Here is a 17,714-nt window from a genome sequence, read left to right on the forward strand (position 1 = left end):
TGGACGTTTGGCTCACCCCGCGCTATCCATTGCCGATGAAAAACGGTGATCACCTCTTCCTCGTCGACGGCTCCGGATTCATCTTCCGGGCGTTCCACGCCATCCCGCCGCTCAACCGCAAATCCGATGGCCTTCCGGTCAACGCGGTGTCCGGTTTCTGCAACATGCTGTGGAAGTTGCTCACCGATGCGCGCGATACGTCGGTCGGCGTGACGCCGACGCATTTCGCCGTCATTTTCGACTATTCCTCGAAGACGTTCCGCAACGAACTCTACGATCTCTACAAGGCCAATCGCTCGGCGCCGCCGGAGGATCTCATCCCGCAATTCGGGCTGATCCGTCACGCCACGCGTGCCTTCAACCTGCCCTGCATCGAGAAGGAAGGCTTCGAGGCCGACGACCTGATCGCCACCTATACCCGCCTTGCCGAAAAGGCGGGCGCCAGCGTCACCATTATCTCCTCCGACAAGGACCTGATGCAGCTCGTGACGCCGAACGTGTCGATGTACGACAGCATGAAGGACAAGCAGATCTCGATCCCGGAAGTGATCGAGAAATGGGGTGTGCCGCCGGAAAAGATGATCGACCTTCAGGCGATGACCGGCGATTCCACCGACAACGTGCCCGGCATTCCCGGCATCGGTCCGAAGACCGCAGCGCAGTTGCTGGAAGAATACGGCGATCTCGATACGCTGCTTGCGCGCGCCGGCGAGATCAAGCAGGCCAAGCGCCGCGAAAACATCATCGCCAATGCTGACCTCGCCCGCCTGTCCCGCCAGCTGGTGACGCTGCGCACCGACACGCCGCTCGACGTCCCGCTCGAAGACTTTCAGCTCGAACCGCAGGATGGACCGCGTCTCGTCGCCTTCCTGAAGGCGATGGAATTTACCACGCTCACTCGTCGCGTCGCCGCTGCCACCGGCACGGACGCCGATGCTGTCGAGCCGGCCACGGTGCCGGTCGAGTGGGGCGCGGATGCGCGCGGGCCGGATCTCGACAAGGCTTCGGCTGCACCGGCGCCTGCACGCGCCGCAGATGCCGCACCTGCGGCCAAGGGCGACGTCGTCTCCACGGGCGAAACCGGCGAGGCGACGCCCGAGGCGTTGGCGCAGTCGCGCGCAGCCCTTTTTGCCAATGCCGCCATCGACCACACGCGTTACGTCGCGATCCGCGATCTGCCGACGCTCGATGCCTGGATTGCCGACGCCAGGGAAGCGGGCCTCGTCGCCTTCGATACCGAAACGACGTCGCTCGACGCCATGCAGGCCGAGCTTGTCGGCTTCTCGCTGGCGCTTGCCGACTATGCCAAGGATCCCGCGGGAACGGTGATCCGCGCGGCCTACGTGCCGTTGATCCACAAGACCGGCGTCGGTGATCTTCTCGGCGGCGGCCATGCGGAAAACCAGATCCCGGTGCGTGAGGCCCTGAGCCGGCTCAAGGTCTTGCTTGAAGATCCGTCGGTGCTGAAGGTCGCGCAGAACCTGAAATACGATTACCTCATCATGAAGCGGCACGGCATTACCGTGAAGGGCTTCGACGACACCATGCTGATGTCCTATGTCGTGGATGCCGGCAACGGTACGCACGGGATGGACGCGCTGTCGGAGCGCTGGCTCGGCCACAAGCCGATCGCCTACAAGGACATGACCGGCAGCGGCAAGTCGTCGGTGACCTTCGACTATGTCGATATCGACCGCGCCACCGCCTATGCCGCCGAGGATGCCGACGTCACGTTGCGGCTCTGGCATGTGCTGAAGCCGCGGCTTAGCGCCAAGGGGCTGGTGCGCGTCTATGAACGGCTGGAGCGGCCGCTCGTGCCGGTTCTGGCGAATATGGAAGAGCGCGGCATCACCATCGACCGCCAGATTCTGTCGCGCCTCTCCGGCGAGCTGGCGCAAGGCGCTGCAGCCCTCGAAGACGAGATCTACAAGCTGGCCGGCGAAACCTTTACCGTCGGCTCGCCCAAGCAGCTCGGCGATATCCTGTTCGGCAAGATGGGGCTGCCGGGCGGGTCGAAGACCAAGACCGGCCAATGGTCGACCTCGGCGCAGGTGCTGGAAGATCTCGCGGCTGAAGGCCACGAGTTGCCGCGCAAGATCGTCGACTGGCGCCAGATGACCAAGCTGAAGTCGACCTATACCGACGCGCTGCCGGGCTTCGTTCATCCGGAAACCAAGCGCGTCCACACCTCCTATGCGCTGGCGGCGACGACCACGGGACGGCTGTCCTCGTCCGACCCGAACCTGCAGAACATCCCGGTGCGCACCGCCGAAGGCCGCAAGATCCGCACAGCCTTCATTGCGACGCCCGGCCACAAGCTGGTTTCGGCCGACTACAGCCAGATTGAGCTGCGCGTGCTGGCCCATGTCGCTGACATCCCGCAGCTGCGCCAGGCCTTTGCCGATGGCGTCGACATCCATGCGATGACCGCCTCGGAGATGTTCGGCGTTCCGGTCGAGGGCATGCCGAGCGAAATCCGTCGGCGGGCGAAAGCCATCAACTTCGGCATCATCTACGGCATCTCCGCCTTCGGTCTTGCCAACCAGTTGTCGATCGAGCGGTCGGAAGCGAGCGATTACATCAAGAAGTACTTCGAGCGCTTCCCCGGCATTCGCGACTACATGGAAAACACCAAGGCCTTTGCCCGCGAGCACGGCTATGTCGAGACGATCTTCGGCCGGCGCGCGCACTATCCCGACATCCGCTCGTCGATCCCCTCGCATCGCGCCTTCAACGAGCGTGCGTCGATCAACGCGCCGATCCAGGGCTCTGCGGCCGACATCATCCGCCGCGCCATGGTCAAGATCGAGCCGGCGCTCGCCGAGGCGAAGCTTTCCGCCCGCATGCTGCTGCAGGTGCATGACGAACTGATCTTCGAGGTCGAGGATGCCGAGGTCGAGCGCACCATTCCGATCGTCGTCTCGGTGATGGAGAACGCCGCGATGCCGGCGCTCGACATGCGCGTGCCGCTCAAGGTCGACGCCCGCGCCGCGATGAACTGGGACGAGGCACACTGAGGCTTTTCTGAGGGAATCCATCAGAAAGCTTGCAACGACAGCTGCGGGTATTCTTGCAGAAGGCGGCCACCACGGCCGCCTTTTGTCTGTCCCGATATCACGATGAGAGAAAGCGCATCCGCCTGCCACGTCAGCCGTTGCGGCTTTGCTCGTCGCCCCCTAGGCAGCAATCGGGAAGGGCGCCAGCGCGCCCGGCAGAGCCGCCGATCGGAGGGACCATGGCCGCCAATACATTCATCCTTGTGCTGTCCTGCGACGACAAGCCGGGCATCGTTGCCGCGGTGACGACGGAGTTGGCCGGCCTTGGCGCCAACATTGCCGAAAGCAGCCAGTTCTGGGATCGGCACACCAACAGCTTCTTCATGCGCATCGCCTTCCAGGCACCCGATGGCATGGTTCGGGACGATGTCGAGCGGGCGCTGCGGCCGGCTATCGACCGGTTCCAGATGCGCACCACGCTGACGGAGCCGACGCACAAGCCGAGGATCGTCATCCTGGTGTCGAAGTTCGACCACGCGCTGTTGCACCTGCTCTACCAGATCCGCGTCGGCTGGCTGAACGCCGAAGTCGTCGCCATCGTTTCCAACCACGAGGACAGTCGGCGGACGGCGGACCTCGAAGCAGTGCCCTATCACCATTGGCCGGTGTCGAAGGCCAACAAGGCGGAGCAGGAGGAGAAGCTACTGCATCTCGTGCAGGAGACGGGCGCGGACTTGGTGATCCTGGCGCGTTACATGCAGGTCTTCTCCGACACCTTGTCGAAGCGTCTTTATGGCAAGGCGATCAACATCCACCACTCGTTCCTGCCGTCCTTCAAGGGGGCAAAACCCTATCACCAGGCCCATGAGCGCGGCGTCAAGCTGATCGGCGCTACGGCCCATTACGTCACCCCGGATCTCGACGAGGGCCCGATCATCGAGCAGGAGACCGAGCGTGTCAGCCACGCTTTGACGGCAGACGATTTCGTCGCCAGCGGCCGCGACATCGAAAGCCGTGTGCTGGCGCGTGCGGTCAAGCTGCACCTGGAGCGGCGCGTCATGCTCAACGGTCACAAGACGGTCGTGTTCAGCTAACGGGGGTCTGCGGGATGCGGGCGGCGCTAGGGGTGCGGAAACTGGAAAACAGTCGCCTCAACCCATCACGACCTTCCGCGACGATGTCAAAGCTGCGGCCGAAGAGCAGCCACTGCGTGCAGAGGCCCAGCATCATCCAATGAAGCGTGCGGGTCGCCGATGTCGGCGTCCAGCTGTCGCGCATGTAGCCGCTGGCAAGGGCACGGGCGAATGCCAGCTCGAGCAGGGAATTGTGATGTTCGTCGAGTTCCCTGTGACGCGTCAGGACCTCGCTCATGTCGCCGTCGTAGTTGGTGCGCAGCATGATGGTGAGGATGCGCTGGCGTTGCTCATCAGCAGCCAGAATATCGATCCAGGCACCCATCGCATCCTCGACGATTGCCAGCGTATCGGCGGTCTCGGCCTCGATCTCCTGAGCGATCATGTCTTCCTGGGGCAGGGGGACTGCGTCATGCAGGGCCAGGAAAAGATCGGTCTTGTTGGAAAAGTGCCAGTAGATGGCGCCGCGGGTCACGCCCGCTTCCTTGGCCACTTCCTCCAGCGTCGTGTTCGACACACCCTTTGCGTAGAACACACGTTCGGCAGCACTCAGGATCTTCTGCCGGGTTGCCTCCGCATCGGCTTTCGTTCGGCGCATTCATTCCTCCTTGCAGAACGGCCCGCCGAGAAGGCGGGCCGTCGATTGTCGTGTTACTCGGCGGGTGTAGGGGTCTCGGCTGCAGCCGGTGTGGCTTCGGCCTTCTTGCGTCCGAACAGCTTCGTGACGAACACGAAGAACACCGGAACGAAGAAGATCGCCAGCACCGTTGCCGAGATCATGCCACCCATCACGCCGGTGCCGATGGCGCGCTGGCTGCCCGAGCTTGCGCCCGTGGCGATCGCCAGCGGCAGAACGCCGAGCGTAAAGGCAAGCGACGTCATCAGGATCGGGCGGAAGCGCAGGTGCGCTGCCTCCAGCGTCGCATCGATCAGCGACTTGCCCTGCTCGCGCAGCTCCTTGGCAAACTCGATGATCAGGATGGCGTTCTTCGCCGACAACCCGATGATCGCGATCAGGCCGACCTTGAAGTACACGTCGTTCGGCATGTCGCGCATCGTCACGGCCAGAACCGAGCCGATGACCCCAAGCGGAACCACCATGATGACCGCAACCGGGATCGACCAGCTCTCATAGAGCGCGGCCAGGCACAGGAAGACGAGCAGGCACGACAGCGCGATCAGCAGAGGCGCCTGGGTACCGGACTGGATTTCCTGCAGGGACTGGCCGGTCCATTCGTAGCCGAAGCCCGCCGGCAACTGCCCGGCAAGCCGTTGCATCTCGGCGATCGCGTCACCGGACGAATAGCCATGGGCCGCTTCGCCGCTGATGCGCACCGACGGGTAGCCGTTGTAGCCGATCGTCTGGGTCGATGCCTTGACCCACTCCACCGTCGCAAAGGCCGAGAGCGGAACCATGCCCCCATTGGCGTTGCGGACGTTGAGGTTCAACAGATCCGCCGTCTGCATGCGCTGACCTTCGTCCGCCTGCACCGTCACACGCTGCATGCGGCCGGCATTCGGGAAGTCGTTGACATAGGACGAGCCGAGGTTGGTCGAGATCGTCGAGTTGATGTCGGCAAACGTCACGCCGAAGGTATTGGCCTTTTCGCGGTCGATGGTCACGCTGACCTGAGCCGCATCGGGCATGCCTTCGAAGCGAACGCCGGTGACGATCTTGCTCTCAGCCGCAAGGCCGAGAAGCTGGTCGCGGGCCTGCGAGAGCGCCGCTTCGCCGAGACCGCCGCGATCCTGCAGACGGAAGGAGAAGCCGCCCGTGGTGCCGAGGCCCTGGATCGCCGGCGGCGACAGCGCAAAGCTGATCGCATCCTTGATCTGGCTCATCGCCATCGTCGCCCGCATGGCGATCGACTGGGCGGCATTGTCGGCATCGCGTTCCTTCCAGTCCTTCAGCGTCACGAAGGCGAGCGCTGCGTTCTGTCCGGTGCCGAAGAAGGAGAAGCCGTTGATCGCAATGATGCGTTCGACAGCCGGCTCCTGGCCGAAGATTTTTTCGGCCTGCTCCACCACCTCGGTCGTACGGTTGCCCGTCGCCTCAGAAGGGAGCTGCATCATGACGATCACGAAGCCCTGGTCTTCGTCCGGTAGGAACGACGACGGCAGCTTCATGAACAGCCAGCCGAGACCGGCCAGAACCGCAAGGTAGACGATCATGTAGCGGCCGGTCCGGTGGACCATATGCTTCACGATGCCGCTATAGCCATGCGAGGTCTTGTCGAACGAGCGGTTGAACCAGCCGAAGAAGCCGCGCTTGGCGTGGTGGTGGCCCTTGGGAACCTGCTTCAGGAAGCTGGCGCACAGCGCCGGTGTCAGCGACAGCGCGAGCAGCGCCGAGAACAGGATCGACACGACCATCGTCAGCGAGAACTGGCGATAGATCACACCGACGGCGCCCGGGAAGAAGGCCATCGGAATGAACACCGAGGCCAGAACCAGCGTGATACCGATGACGGCGCCGGTGATCTGCTTCATCGCCTTGCGGGTGGCGTCCTTCGGCGTCAGCCCCTCTTCGGACATGATGCGTTCGACGTTCTCGACGACGATGATCGCATCGTCGACGAGGATGCCGATCGCCAGCACCATGCCGAACATGGTCAGAACGTTGATCGAGAAGCCCATTGCCAGCATCACCGCGCAGGTGCCGAGCAGGGCGACCGGCACGACGAGCGTCGGGATGATGGTGTAGCGGATGTTCTGCAGGAACAGGAACATCACGATGAAGACGAGCGCGACCGCTTCGACCAGCGTCGAAAGCACCTTCTCGATGGAAACGGCAACGAACGGCGAGGTGTCGTAAGGCACCGAATATTCGAGGCCCTGGGGGAAGAACTTCGACAGTTCTTCCATGCGCTCCTTGATCGCCGCAGACGTCGACATGGCGTTGCCGCTCGGCGACAGCTGCACGGCGATGGCCGCGGACGGCTTTCCGTTGAGGCGGGTCGAGAACGCATAGCTTTCGCCGCCGATTTCGACGCGTGCGACATCGCGCAGGCGGACGGAGGAGCCGTCCGGATTGGCGCGAAGCACGATCGCTCCGAATTCCTCGGCACTCGACAGCTGGCCCTTGACGACGACAGGAGCACTGATCTGCTGCGTGATCGGGTTCGGCTGCGCGCCGATCGAGCCGGATGCGATCTGGGCGTTCTGTGCCTGGATGGCATTCGTCACGTCGGCGGCCGTCAGGTTGAGGCCGAGCATCTTGTCGGGGTCGAGCCAGATGCGCATCGAACGTTCGGTCGCAAACAGCTGCGCACGGCCGACGCCGGGCACACGCTGCACTTCGTTCAAAACGTTGCGGCTGAGATAGTCGCCGAGACCGATGGCATCCATCGAGCCGTCGGTCGAGGTAAGCGCGACGATCATCAGGAAGCCGGAGCCGGCTTCATCGACCTGCACGCCCTGGCGCTTGACCGAATCGGGCAGGCGCGGTTCGACGCGGCGCACGCGGTTCTGGATGTCGACGGCCGCCTGTCCCGGGTCTGTACCCGGTGCAAAGGTGGCACTGATGTCGACCGAGCCGGAAGCGCTGGAGGTCGATTCGAAATAGAGCAGGCCTTCGACGCCGTTCAGCTCGTTTTCGATCAGCCGGGTAACGCTCTGATAGGTGTCCTGCGACGACGCGCCGGGATAGCTCGTGTTGATGGAGATCTGTGGCGGTGCGACATCAGGATATTGCGATACCGGCAGAAGCGGTATCGCAATGATGCCGGCGATCATGATGAAGATCGCCACCACCCAGGCAAAAATCGGCCTGTCGATGAAAAAACTGGGCATTAATCAGCACTCACTTTGTGGCTTCAGCGGGCTTTTCTTCGGCCGCCGCGGTCGTCTGCGCTGCTTCGGCCGCGGGCTTGGCGTTCGGGTCCCAATCGGTTGGCTCGACCGGCGCACCGGGGCCGATCTTCTGGAAGCCTTCGACGATGACCTTTTCGCCGGGCTTCAGACCTGCCGTTACCTGCCAGCGGGTTCCGACGGTGCGTCCAAGCGTGACGTTGCGGAACTCGACCTTCTTGTCGGCGGTGACGACATAGACCTGCGACTGGCCGGCAACGTTGCGCTGGACGGCCTGCTGCGGCACGGTGATCGCGTCCTTCTCGACACCCTGCTGGACAAGCACGCGAACGTACATGCCGGGCAACAGGTCACCCTCGGGATTGGGGAACTCGCCGCGCAGCGTCACCTGGCCGGTCGTCGCATCGACCGCGGCCTCCGAGAACAGGAGCTTGCCCTTGTGTTCGTAGGGCGTGCCGTCGTCGAGGATCAGCTGAACCTCGGCTTCCTGCTCGCCGCTCAGCATCTTGCCGTCCTCGAGCGCCTTGCGCAGGCGGATGAGGTCGGTCGCCGACTGGGTAAAGTCGGCATAAAGCGGATCGAGCTGCTGGATCGTGGCGAGGTTTTCCGAGCTGTTGGCGCTGACCAGAGCACCCTCGGTGATCAGCGCGCGGCCGATCTGGCCGCTGATCGGTGCCGTCACGTTGGCATATTGCAGGTCGAGCTTGGCAGCAGCGAGGCCGGCCTGCGCGATGGCGACGTCGGCAGCCGCTGCAGCGAGCAGGGCGGATGCATCGTCGAACTGCTGGGCGGCAACGACGTTGGCCTTCTTCAACGCTTCCTGGCGGGCGGCTTTCTGCTCGGCCTGGAGGCGCACGGCCTCGGCGCGGCGCAGCGTCGCCTCGGCCTTCTCGACCTGCACCTGGAAGGGAGCCGGGTCGATGCGGTAGAGCACGTCGCCTTCCTTCACCTTGGTGCCCTGCTGGAAGACGCGTTCGACGACGATGCCGGATACGCGCGGACGAACCTCGGCGACGCGTGTCGCTGTGATGCGGCCCGGCAGTTCGTTGGTGATCGGCAGCGTCTCCGACGCGGTCGTGAAGACGGCGACAGCCGATGGCGGGAAGGCGGGAGCGGCCTGTTCTTCTTGTTTCTGGCAGCCGGAAAGCAAAATCACGGTTGCCAAGGCGGCGGCCAGTGTCGGTCGGTTCATGCGCATAGCGATGTCCATATTCGGTGACCGTGCGCAGCCAGCGTGGGTCGCAGGGCTGCGCGGTCCGGAAGTGAAGGGAAGCAAGACCGGCATCGGGAACGGAAAATACCGGAACGCTAATATACAAACACAAATGTATGTTAATTTGCGCCGCAGTGCAACACCGTGATGCAGCGCGTTGAATCGACGAAAAAAATCAGCCGCCGCAGCGCTTTCGGCGCCACGGCGGCTTGATATCACCAAGCTGTGATCCGGCTATTTCGCCGGACTTGTCGTCTCAGGCCAGAACGCGGTCGTCGGCACCGAAGCGGTGCATGCTGCCGACCATCGGCGTCGCATAGACGATGTCGTCGGGGGCGTAGCGGTGTTCGCCGAAAAGCCGGACGGTGATCAGGCCGACCTGTTCGGACTCGATATAGACAATCGTGTCGGCACCCAGATGCTCGACATGGACGACCTTGCCCTTCCAGTCGCCGCTCTCGCGCGACAGGCCGAGATGTTCCGGGCGGATGCCGATCGTCTTGGCGTTCTTGTCGCCGAGCCGGGCGCCATCGATGAAGTTCATCTGCGGTGAACCGATGAAGCCGGCGACAAAGACGTTGGCCGGTCGATTGTAGAGATCCATCGGCGAGCCGATCTGCTCGATCTGGCCGGCATTCAGCACCACGATCTTGTCGGCAAGCGTCATCGCCTCGACCTGATCGTGGGTCACGTAGATCATCGTTGCCTTGAGGCTGCGGTGCAGCCGGGCGATCTCGAGCCGGGTGTTGACGCGTAGCGCGGCGTCGAGGTTCGACAGCGGCTCGTCGAAGAGGAACAGCTTCGGTTCGCGCACGATGGCGCGGCCGATAGCGACGCGCTGGCGCTGGCCGCCGGAAAGCTCGGCCGGGCGCCTTGCGAGATAGGGGTCGAGCGACAGCATGCTCGCCGCCTTGCCGACCTTGTCCTCGATCTCCGCCTTCGGCTTGCCAGCCTGCTTCAGGCCGAGGCCCATATTGTCCTTCACCGTCAGGTGCGGATAGAGCGCATAGGACTGGAAGACCATGGCGATGCCGCGTTTGGCCGGCGCCACATGCCCGACCTCGACGCCGTCGATCTGGACGCTGCCGGAGGTCGCGTCCTCGAGGCCGGCGATGGTGCGCAGCAAGGTCGACTTGCCGCAGCCAGAAGGGCCGACGAAGATGACGAACTCGCCGTCTTTTACCTCGAGATCGATGCCCTTGAGAACCTCATGGCTGCCATAGGCCTTGCGGATGGATTTGAGTTGAAGTGATCCCACCTGATTGCCCCTCTTAAAGTTTGACCGGCTGGCCGCTACGCACGCTCTCATCCGCCGCAAGGCAGATGCGCAGCGACTGGACGGCGTCGTTCATGTGGCGGTCGAGATTGATATCTTCGCGGATGGCCTTCAGCACATAGGCCTGCTCACGATCGCACAGTTCCTGATGGCCCGGTTCGCCGTCCATGGTCAGGTCTTCGTCCGGTTTCAGGAACCGGCCGCCCGGACCGGTCTCGGCATTGTGCACGCGAATGACCGAGGTCTTGGTGTGGGTGTCGATATCGTCGGACTTGGCATTCGGATCCATGACGATCGACACCGAGCCCTTCGGCGACATCACGTCCTTCACGAAGAAGGCGGTCTCGGAGATCATCGGGCCCCAACCGGCTTCATACCAGCCGGCCGAACCGTCTTCGAAGATAACCTGCAGGTGGCCGTAATTGTACATGTCCTCAGCGATTTCGTCGGACAGACGCAGGCCCATGCCGCGCACTTCCACCGGCTTGGCATCGGTGATCTGGCACATGACGTCGACGTAATGCACGCCGCAGTCGACGATCGGCGGGGTCGTCTGCATCAGCGACTTGTGGGTTTCCCAGGTCGGGCCGCTCGACTGCTGGTTCAGGTTCATGCGGAAGACATAGGGACCGCCTAGCTTGCGGGCTTCGGCAATCAGCCGGATCCACGAGGGATGATGGCGCAGGATATAGCCGATGATCAGCTTGCGGCCATGCTTCTTGGCCGCCGCAACGACGCGCTCGGCGTCGGCGACCGTCGTTGCCAGCGGCTTCTCCACGAACACGTCGCAGCCGGCTTCGAAGGCGGCGACCGCATAGTCGGCATGGCTGTCGGAATAGGTGCAGACCGAGCAGAGTTCCGGCTTCAGGTCTGCGAGCGCCCTGTTGAAATCCGGATGGATTTCGTAACCGCGAAGCTCTTCCGGAAGCTCGACCTTGGAGCGATTGACCAGGCCGACGATCTCGAAGCCGGGATTGTTGTGGTAGGCAAGCGCATGGCTGCGCCCCATGTTGCCCAGGCCTGCGACGAGGACCCGAACCGGTTTCATTTCTGAACTCACTTGACTGCTCCTGCGGTGATGCCGCGGATCAGCTGCCGCGAGAAAATGACATAGAGGACGAGAACCGGAAGAATGGCGAGCGACAGGGCCGCAAGCACCGCATTCCAGTTGGTGACGAATTGACCGATAAAGATCTGCGAGCCGAGCGTGACCGTCTTGGTCGCTTCCGCCGGCGCCAGGATCAGCGGGAACCACAGATCGTTCCAGATCGGGATCATCGTGAACACGGCAACGGTCGCCATTGCCGGCCGGATCAGCGGCAGGACGAGGCGGAAGAAGATCGAGTATTCCGACAGCCCGTCGATGCGACCGGCGTTCTTCAGGTCATCGGAAACCGTGCGCATGAATTCCGACAGGATGAACACCGCAAGCGGCAGGCCTTGCGCGGTATAGACGAGGATCAGCGCCGTCAGCGTGTTGACGAGGTTGGCCGCGACCATGCCCTGAAGGATGGCGACGGTGCCGAGCCGGATCGGGATCATGATGCCGATCGCGAGATAGAGCCCCATCAGCGTGTTGCCGCGGAAACGATACTCGGAGAGGGCAAAGGCGGCCATGGCACCGAACAGCAGTACCAGCGCGATCGAAACGACCGTGACGATGAAACTGTTCTGGAAGTAGGTGGCGAAGTCGCCCTGGCCGAGCACTGTCTGGTAGCCGATCAGGCTGAAGGTCTGCGGTGTTGGAACCGACAACGGCGCCCGGAAGATGGCGTTGCGATCCTTGAACGAGTTGATGAACGTCAGGAACACCGGAAACAGCGAGATCAGCGTATAGGCGATCAATGCTGCGTGGACGAAGCCGGTGCGGAAAATGGAGTGGCGTGCTTGCATCTCGGCCTCCCTTAGAACTGATAGCGGCGCATGCGGCGCTGGATGACGAAGAGGTAGAGCGACACGCCGGCAAGGATGATCAGGAACATCACCGTCGCGATCGTCGCACCCATCGAGCGGTCGCCGAGCTGCAGCTGGAAGCCGAAGAAGGTCCGGTAGAGCAGCGTGCCGAGAATGTCGGTCGAACCATCAGGACCGGCAAGTGCGCCCTGCACGGTGTAGACCAGGTCGAAGGCGTTGAAGTTGCCGACGAAGGTCAGGATCGAGATGATGCCGATGGCCGGCAGGATCAGCGGCAGCTTGATCTTCCAGAACTGGCTCCAGCCGGTGACGCCGTCGCATTCGGCGGCCTCGATCACTTCATCGGGAATATTGAGCAGCGCGGCATAGATCAGCATCATCGGGATGCCGACATATTGCCAGACCGAGATCAGCGACACGGCGATGAGCGCCGAGCCGGGCTTGCCGAGCCAGGGGGCGAACATCGACTTCAGGCCGACGAGATCGAGCATCCAGGGGGCCACGCCCCAGATCGGCGACAGGATCAGCTTCCAGATGAAGCCGACGATAACGAAGGAGAGCAGCGTCGGCAGGAAGATCGCCGTGCGGTAGAAGGTCACGAAACGCAGCTTCGGGATCGACAGCATGGCTGCGAGCGCTACGCCGATCGGGTTCTGCACGCACATGTGAATGATGAAGAAGATGACGTTGTTCTTCAGCGCGTTCCAGAAATCATGTGCCCAGCGTTCTTCGCCGAACAATACCTGGAAATTCGCCAGACCAACGAAGGTCGGCTGGCCGTCGACCGTGTTGAACAGGGAAAGGCGCAGCGTCTCGATCAGCGGCAGGATCATGACCGCGGAGTAGACCAGCAGGGCCGGCAGCAGAAAGACGAGGATGTGCCAGCGTTTCGGCCGTCTCACGGTCGGCTGTCCCTCTTGCAGTGAAGTGGCGTTGCTCATGGATCGTACCCGCTTGTTCGACCGGTTCCCTCAGGGATCATGATGCGTGTCGACGCCACGCGGCCGGTCTTGCCGCATAACGCCTGCCCCGATCCGGGCTCATGACGAAGGTTAAGGCTATCGCGTTCTTTTGCAAACGACTGCGTCGGGGACCTCCCCATCACGGGGAGGTCGGTGACGCTGCGGCTGGGGGAGTGCCTTCTTGGGCAATGCCCTCCCGCCCGGCCCTTGCTGCACCTTTCCTCGGGTCCCGCGGATCCGAGGATGAGAACATGCAGCAATTCATAGTGCTACGGCGACGGTAGCGCATCTTGACAGACGCTTGGCGCCGTAGGGCCGACCCTCCCCGTGAAGGGAGGGAACCAGTTGCGCTTACTTTGCCGGCTTGTACCAGCCGTCGAGACCCTTCTGCAGCTTTTCTGCAGCCACCTCAGGCGTATCCGTGCCGTTGATGACGTTTGCAGATTCGACCCAGGTCTCGTTTTCGAGGTTCGGCGTGCCGCGCGACAGGATCTGGTAGGTCGAGCGGATCGTCGGCTTGCACTTTTCGCGCCAGGAAACGAATTCCTGGGCGAGCGGATCGGCCATCTTCACGGCCGTCGAGTTCAGGCTGAAGAAGCCCGGCAGCGAGTTGGCATAGATGTCAGCGAATTCCGGCGACGAGATCCAGGTCAGGAGCTTCTTGGCTTCTTCGGCGTGCGCGCTCTTGGCATTGAGGCCGACGCCGATGTCGTTGTGGTCGGAGATGTAGCAAGCGTCGCCGGCGTTCTTAACCGGAGGCGGGAAGGCGCCCATCTTGAACTGGGCCTGGGTGTTGAACAGGCCGATTTCCCACGAGCCGGCCGGGTAGATCGCAGCGCGGCCGAGCGTGAACAGGTTCTGACTATCCGGGTAGGTCTGGGCTTCGAAACCGTCGCCGAGATAGTCCTTCCACTTGGCCAGAACCTTGTAGGGCTCGACCCAGGCAGCGTCGGTCAGCTTTTCTTCGCCCTTGATCAGCTTGGCGCGGCCTTCTTCACCCTTCCAGTAGGTCGGGCCGATGTTCTGGTAGCCCATGGTCGCGGCTTCCCAGAGGTCCTTGGTGCCCATCGCCATCGGGATGTAGTTGCCGTCGGCCTTGATCTTGTCGAGAGCCGCGAAGAATTCGGCTTCCGTCGTCGGGATCTGGATGCCGAGCTGGTCGAAGGCGTCCTTGTTGTAGATGAAGCCGTGGATGACCGAGGCCATCGGCACGCAGAAGGTGGCCGAGCCATCGTCCGTCGTCCAGGCGGACTTGGCGACCGGCGAGAAGTTCTCCATGCCCGGAAGCGCTGTCAGGTCGGCCAGGTGCTTCTTGTTGTAGAGTTCGAGCGAGGCGTCGAACGGGCGGCAGGTGATGAGGTCGCCAGCCGAGCCGGCGTCGAGCTTGGCGTTCAGCGCCGCGTTGTATTCGGTGGGCGCGGTCGGAGCGAACTTGACCTTGATGCCCGGATGCTTGGCTTCAAACGCCGGGATCAGCTTTTCCTGCCAGATCGCCAGGTCGTCGTTGCGCCAGCTTTCGATCGTCAGCGTCACGTCCTCGGCGTGCGCCAGGCCGGCCGAGCCGAGAATGCTCGACGCGAGCAGCAGGCCCTTGAGTGTCGTACGGGTCATTTAGCTTCTCCCTCTTATATGCGCCGTTCTGGCGCGGTTTGAATCCCAGGTTTTTGTCAGGCCGAGACGATGTCGATCGCCCGGCGCAGATTCTGTTTGGTCTGGTTGAGCGCCGCCTCGGCGGCTGCAACGTCCTTCGCGCCCGAGGCGAGCAGGATGGCGATCTTGACCGAACCGGATGCGGCATTGATCAGCCGCCCGGCCTCAGGCGCGCTGACGCCGGTAATGTCGGTGACGATGCGCACCGCCCGGCCATGCAGCTTGATGTTGTCGGCGCGCAGATTGACCATGTGGCCATCGAGCACGTGGCCGAGATGGATGCCGACCAGGGTCGAGAACATGTTGAAGGCGATCTTCTGCGCCGTGCCCGCACCCATGCGCGTCGAGCCGGAAACGACTTCCGGCGGCGTCTGCAGCAGGATGGCGACATCAGCGTCCTTGAAGAGGGCCGCACCCGGATTGTTGGCGACGGCGATCACCTTGGCGCCGAGCTTGCGCGCCTCGTCGGCTGCGGCGAGCGCATAGGGTGTCGAACCGCTGGCCGACACCGAGACCAGACAGTCGCCCGCAGCGATGCCAGCCTTGCGTACGTCTTCGCGCGCCAGATCCATGTCGTCTTCGTAACCGCCGGCAAGGTCGCTGAGGCTGGCGGCGCCGCCTGCAAGCAGAATGACGATCTGGTCGTGCGGGATACCATAGGTGCCGGGGAGTTCCAGCGCATCGGCCATGGCCATCAGGCCCGAGCTGCCGGCGCCGGCATAGGCGAGCCTGTGTCCGGCACCAAGCGCTTCTGCGGCCAGGGACGCAGCAGTGGAAATCTGCTCGATCGCAGCGTCTACGACCTTTGCTGCCGCCTGCTGCCCGGATGCGAGCAGCCGAAGCGCGAGGGCTGGATGCATGACATCCAGGCCTTTGGCATTGTCGTGACGCTCCTCGGTCTTCACTGAAGGCATAGGTTGTGTCTCCTCTGGGCGAATTAATGCCAAAAAAATACCAATTGTCTAGGAGAATTTACATTTTGAAGCCAGAAAAAAGCAATCGCTGAAATTATCCATTGTTATTCAGTGCGTTATTTCAAAATCGCATGTCGAGACCAATTCGGACTTGGTTATTGGTATTTTTTTGGTATCTTCAACGGGCGGAGGTGCTCATGCCAAACTACCTGATTGGAATCGATGGCGGCGGAACAAGCTGCCGGGCAGCTGTGGCTGCGGGGGATGGCCGTATTCTTGGCCGCGGCAAGGCTGGTGCCGCCAATATCCTGACGGATCCCGAAACGGCGCTCGCCAATATCGCCGGCGCCGCGCGCGCTGCGTTCGAAGAAGCCGGCCTTGATCCCGCTGGTATAGCGCAGGCGCGGGCGCTTGTCGGTGTCGCCGGACATAACGTCGGCGATGCGGTGCACTATGTGAAACGCCGCCTGCCGTTTGCCGCGGCCGACATCGAATCGGATGGCTTGATCGCCCTGCAGGGCGCGCTCGGCGACGAGGACGGCGCCGTTGCCATTCTGGGCACCGGCAGCATCTATATCCTGCGCCAGGGCGACGCGATCAGCTATGTCGGCGGCTGGGGCTTCACGATCGGCGACCATGGCAGCGGTGCACGCATCGGCCATGCCCTCTTGCAGGAAAGCCTGCTCGCCTTTGACGGCATTCACGAGGCTTCGCCGGTGACGGATAGCGTCATGGCCGAGTTCAGAAACGATCCGAGCAATGTCGTCGATTTCGCACGCCTGGCAAAGCCAGGCGAGTTCGGCCGTTATGCCCCGCGTGTGTTCGAAGCGGCGCAGCTAGGCGATCCGGTCGCCGTGCGCCTGTTGAAGACGGCGGCAATCACGGTCGACGAAGCGCTCGACGTCGTTGTCGCTCGGGGAGGGAGGAAGCTCTGCCTGCTCGGCGGTCTCGCGCCGCTCTACCGTCCATGGCTTGCAGAGCGCCACCAGCCGCTTTTCGTCGAAGCCGAGGCCGACGCCCTTACCGGCGCCGTGGCGCTCGCCGCACAGCGCTTCGGCTCCCGCAAGGAGGTTGGCGCATGACCGACCATCTCGCCGCCATTCTGCCGCTCGAAGGCCTGCAGGCGGGCGGCTCCGGCCCGCTCTATCTCAAGCTGCGCCAATCCCTCGAAGACGCGATCCAGTCGGGCAAGCTCAATCATGGCGACGCCCTGCCGCCGGAGCGCGATCTGGCAGACTACGCCAATATCAGCCGCGTTACCGTGCGTAAGGCGGTCGACGATCTCGTGCGCGACGGCTTGCTGGTACGCCGCCACGGTTCCGGCACCTTCGTCGTCAAGCCGGTGTCCAAGGTGCAGCAATCGCTGTCGCGGCTGACCTCTTTTACCGAGGACATGGCGCGCCGTGGCTTGAACACCCATGCGCGCTGGCTCGAGCGCGGCCTGTATCATCCATCCCCGGACGAGATGATGGCGTTGGGCCTGCCGGCCGATGCACTGGTGGCAAGGCTCGGGCGTCTGCGTATCGCCGACGACATGCCGCTGGCGATTGAGCGCGCAAGCATCTCGGCCGAGTTCTTGCCGGATCCGCAGTCCGTCACGTCGTCGCTCTATACTGCGCTCGACAAGACCCGCTCGCGTCCGGTCCGAGCCGTGCAGCGCATCTCCGCCTGCAACATCAAGGATCCGGATGCCTCCATGCTCGGCGTCGCCGTGGGCTCTGCCGGCCTTTCCATCGAACGCGTCTCCTATCTCGCATCGGGACGTGTCGTCGAATTCACCCGCTCGCTCTACCGGGGCGACGCCTATGATTTTGTCGCGGAACTGACCCTGTCGGAATCCTGACCG

Annotated in this window: 13 protein-coding genes; 4 read left to right on the plus strand and 9 right to left on the minus strand. The window is 63.0% G+C overall.

The genetic code is table 11. The annotated features are described in order from the left end of the window. The first annotated feature begins 35 nt into the window (after nt 1–35). Both polA and purU read left to right on the plus strand, forming a co-directional pair. Entirely contained in the window at nt 36–3,017 is a 2,982-nt protein-coding gene (gene polA, locus AC1Q80_RS00340) for a DNA polymerase I (RefSeq protein ID WP_492359835.1), read from the plus strand. Between the two features lie 218 nt (nt 3,018–3,235). Then, on the plus strand, nt 3,236–4,090 hold the full coding sequence (gene purU / locus AC1Q80_RS00345) for a formyltetrahydrofolate deformylase (RefSeq protein ID WP_492359346.1): 855 nt from the start codon (nt 3,236–3,238) through the stop codon (nt 4,088–4,090). Here purU and AC1Q80_RS00350 read toward each other — a convergent pair. The 9 genes from AC1Q80_RS00350 to AC1Q80_RS00390 all read right to left on the minus strand — a co-directional run bounded on the left by AC1Q80_RS00350 (nt 4,083) and on the right by AC1Q80_RS00390 (nt 15,868). Further along, nucleotides 4,083–4,727 carry a TetR family transcriptional regulator gene (locus tag AC1Q80_RS00350; RefSeq protein WP_173418579.1) on the minus strand — a complete coding sequence of 215 codons (645 nt, stop codon included), beginning with the start codon at nt 4,725–4,727 and terminating at the stop codon, nt 4,083–4,085. The genes purU and AC1Q80_RS00350 overlap by 8 nt on opposite strands. Before the next feature lie 53 nt (nt 4,728–4,780). Then, nucleotides 4,781–7,921, minus strand: a complete 3,141-nt coding sequence (locus AC1Q80_RS00355; RefSeq protein WP_492359347.1) for a multidrug efflux RND transporter permease subunit — start codon at nt 7,919–7,921, stop codon at nt 4,781–4,783. A 10-nt stretch (nt 7,922–7,931) separates the two neighbouring features. Continuing rightward, entirely contained in the window at nt 7,932–9,137 is a 1,206-nt protein-coding gene (locus AC1Q80_RS00360) for an efflux RND transporter periplasmic adaptor subunit (RefSeq protein WP_486599030.1), read from the minus strand. Nucleotides 9,138–9,408: 271 nt separating this feature from the next. Continuing rightward, nucleotides 9,409–10,410 carry an ABC transporter ATP-binding protein gene (locus AC1Q80_RS00365; RefSeq protein WP_492359348.1) on the minus strand — a complete coding sequence of 334 codons (1,002 nt, stop codon included), beginning with the start codon at nt 10,408–10,410 and terminating at the stop codon, nt 9,409–9,411. Nucleotides 10,411–10,423: 13 nt separating this feature from the next. Further along, the gene (locus AC1Q80_RS00370; protein WP_492359349.1) at nt 10,424–11,488 is read right to left on the minus strand and encodes a Gfo/Idh/MocA family protein; all 1,065 of its coding nucleotides are present in this window, start codon (nt 11,486–11,488) and stop codon (nt 10,424–10,426) included. After that, on the minus strand, nt 11,485–12,321 hold the full coding sequence (locus AC1Q80_RS00375; protein WP_209788300.1) for a carbohydrate ABC transporter permease: 837 nt from the start codon (nt 12,319–12,321) through the stop codon (nt 11,485–11,487). Before AC1Q80_RS00375 ends, AC1Q80_RS00370 begins: the two co-directional genes overlap by 4 nt. Nucleotides 12,322–12,332: 11 nt before the next feature. Beyond that, nucleotides 12,333–13,283, minus strand: coding sequence for a carbohydrate ABC transporter permease (locus AC1Q80_RS00380; protein WP_209788297.1), 951 nt, complete (start codon nt 13,281–13,283; stop codon nt 12,333–12,335). Nucleotides 13,284–13,655: 372 nt separating this feature from the next. Further along, nucleotides 13,656–14,915: an ABC transporter substrate-binding protein gene (locus AC1Q80_RS00385; protein ID WP_173418586.1), complete on the minus strand. Its 1,260-nt coding sequence runs from the start codon at nt 14,913–14,915 to the stop codon at nt 13,656–13,658. Nucleotides 14,916–14,971: 56 nt separating this feature from the next. Continuing rightward, complete coding sequence (locus AC1Q80_RS00390; RefSeq protein ID WP_173418587.1) at nt 14,972–15,868, minus strand: N-acetylmuramic acid 6-phosphate etherase; 897 nt, start codon at nt 15,866–15,868, stop codon at nt 14,972–14,974. Between the two features lie 197 nt (nt 15,869–16,065). Here AC1Q80_RS00390 and AC1Q80_RS00395 point away from each other — a divergent pair, with 197 nt between their 5' ends. Beyond that, nucleotides 16,066–16,950 (plus strand): glucosamine kinase nucleotide-binding domain-containing protein, encoded by an 885-nt coding sequence (locus AC1Q80_RS00395; RefSeq protein WP_492359350.1) that lies wholly within the window; start codon nt 16,066–16,068, stop codon nt 16,948–16,950. After that, nucleotides 16,947–17,711 (plus strand): GntR family transcriptional regulator, encoded by a 765-nt coding sequence (locus AC1Q80_RS00400; RefSeq protein ID WP_173418589.1) that lies wholly within the window; start codon nt 16,947–16,949, stop codon nt 17,709–17,711. Before AC1Q80_RS00395 ends, AC1Q80_RS00400 begins: the two co-directional genes overlap by 4 nt. Nucleotides 17,712–17,714: the final 3 nt, after the last annotated feature.

The organism is Ensifer sp. GW823-FHT05D09 (assembly GCF_058795755.1).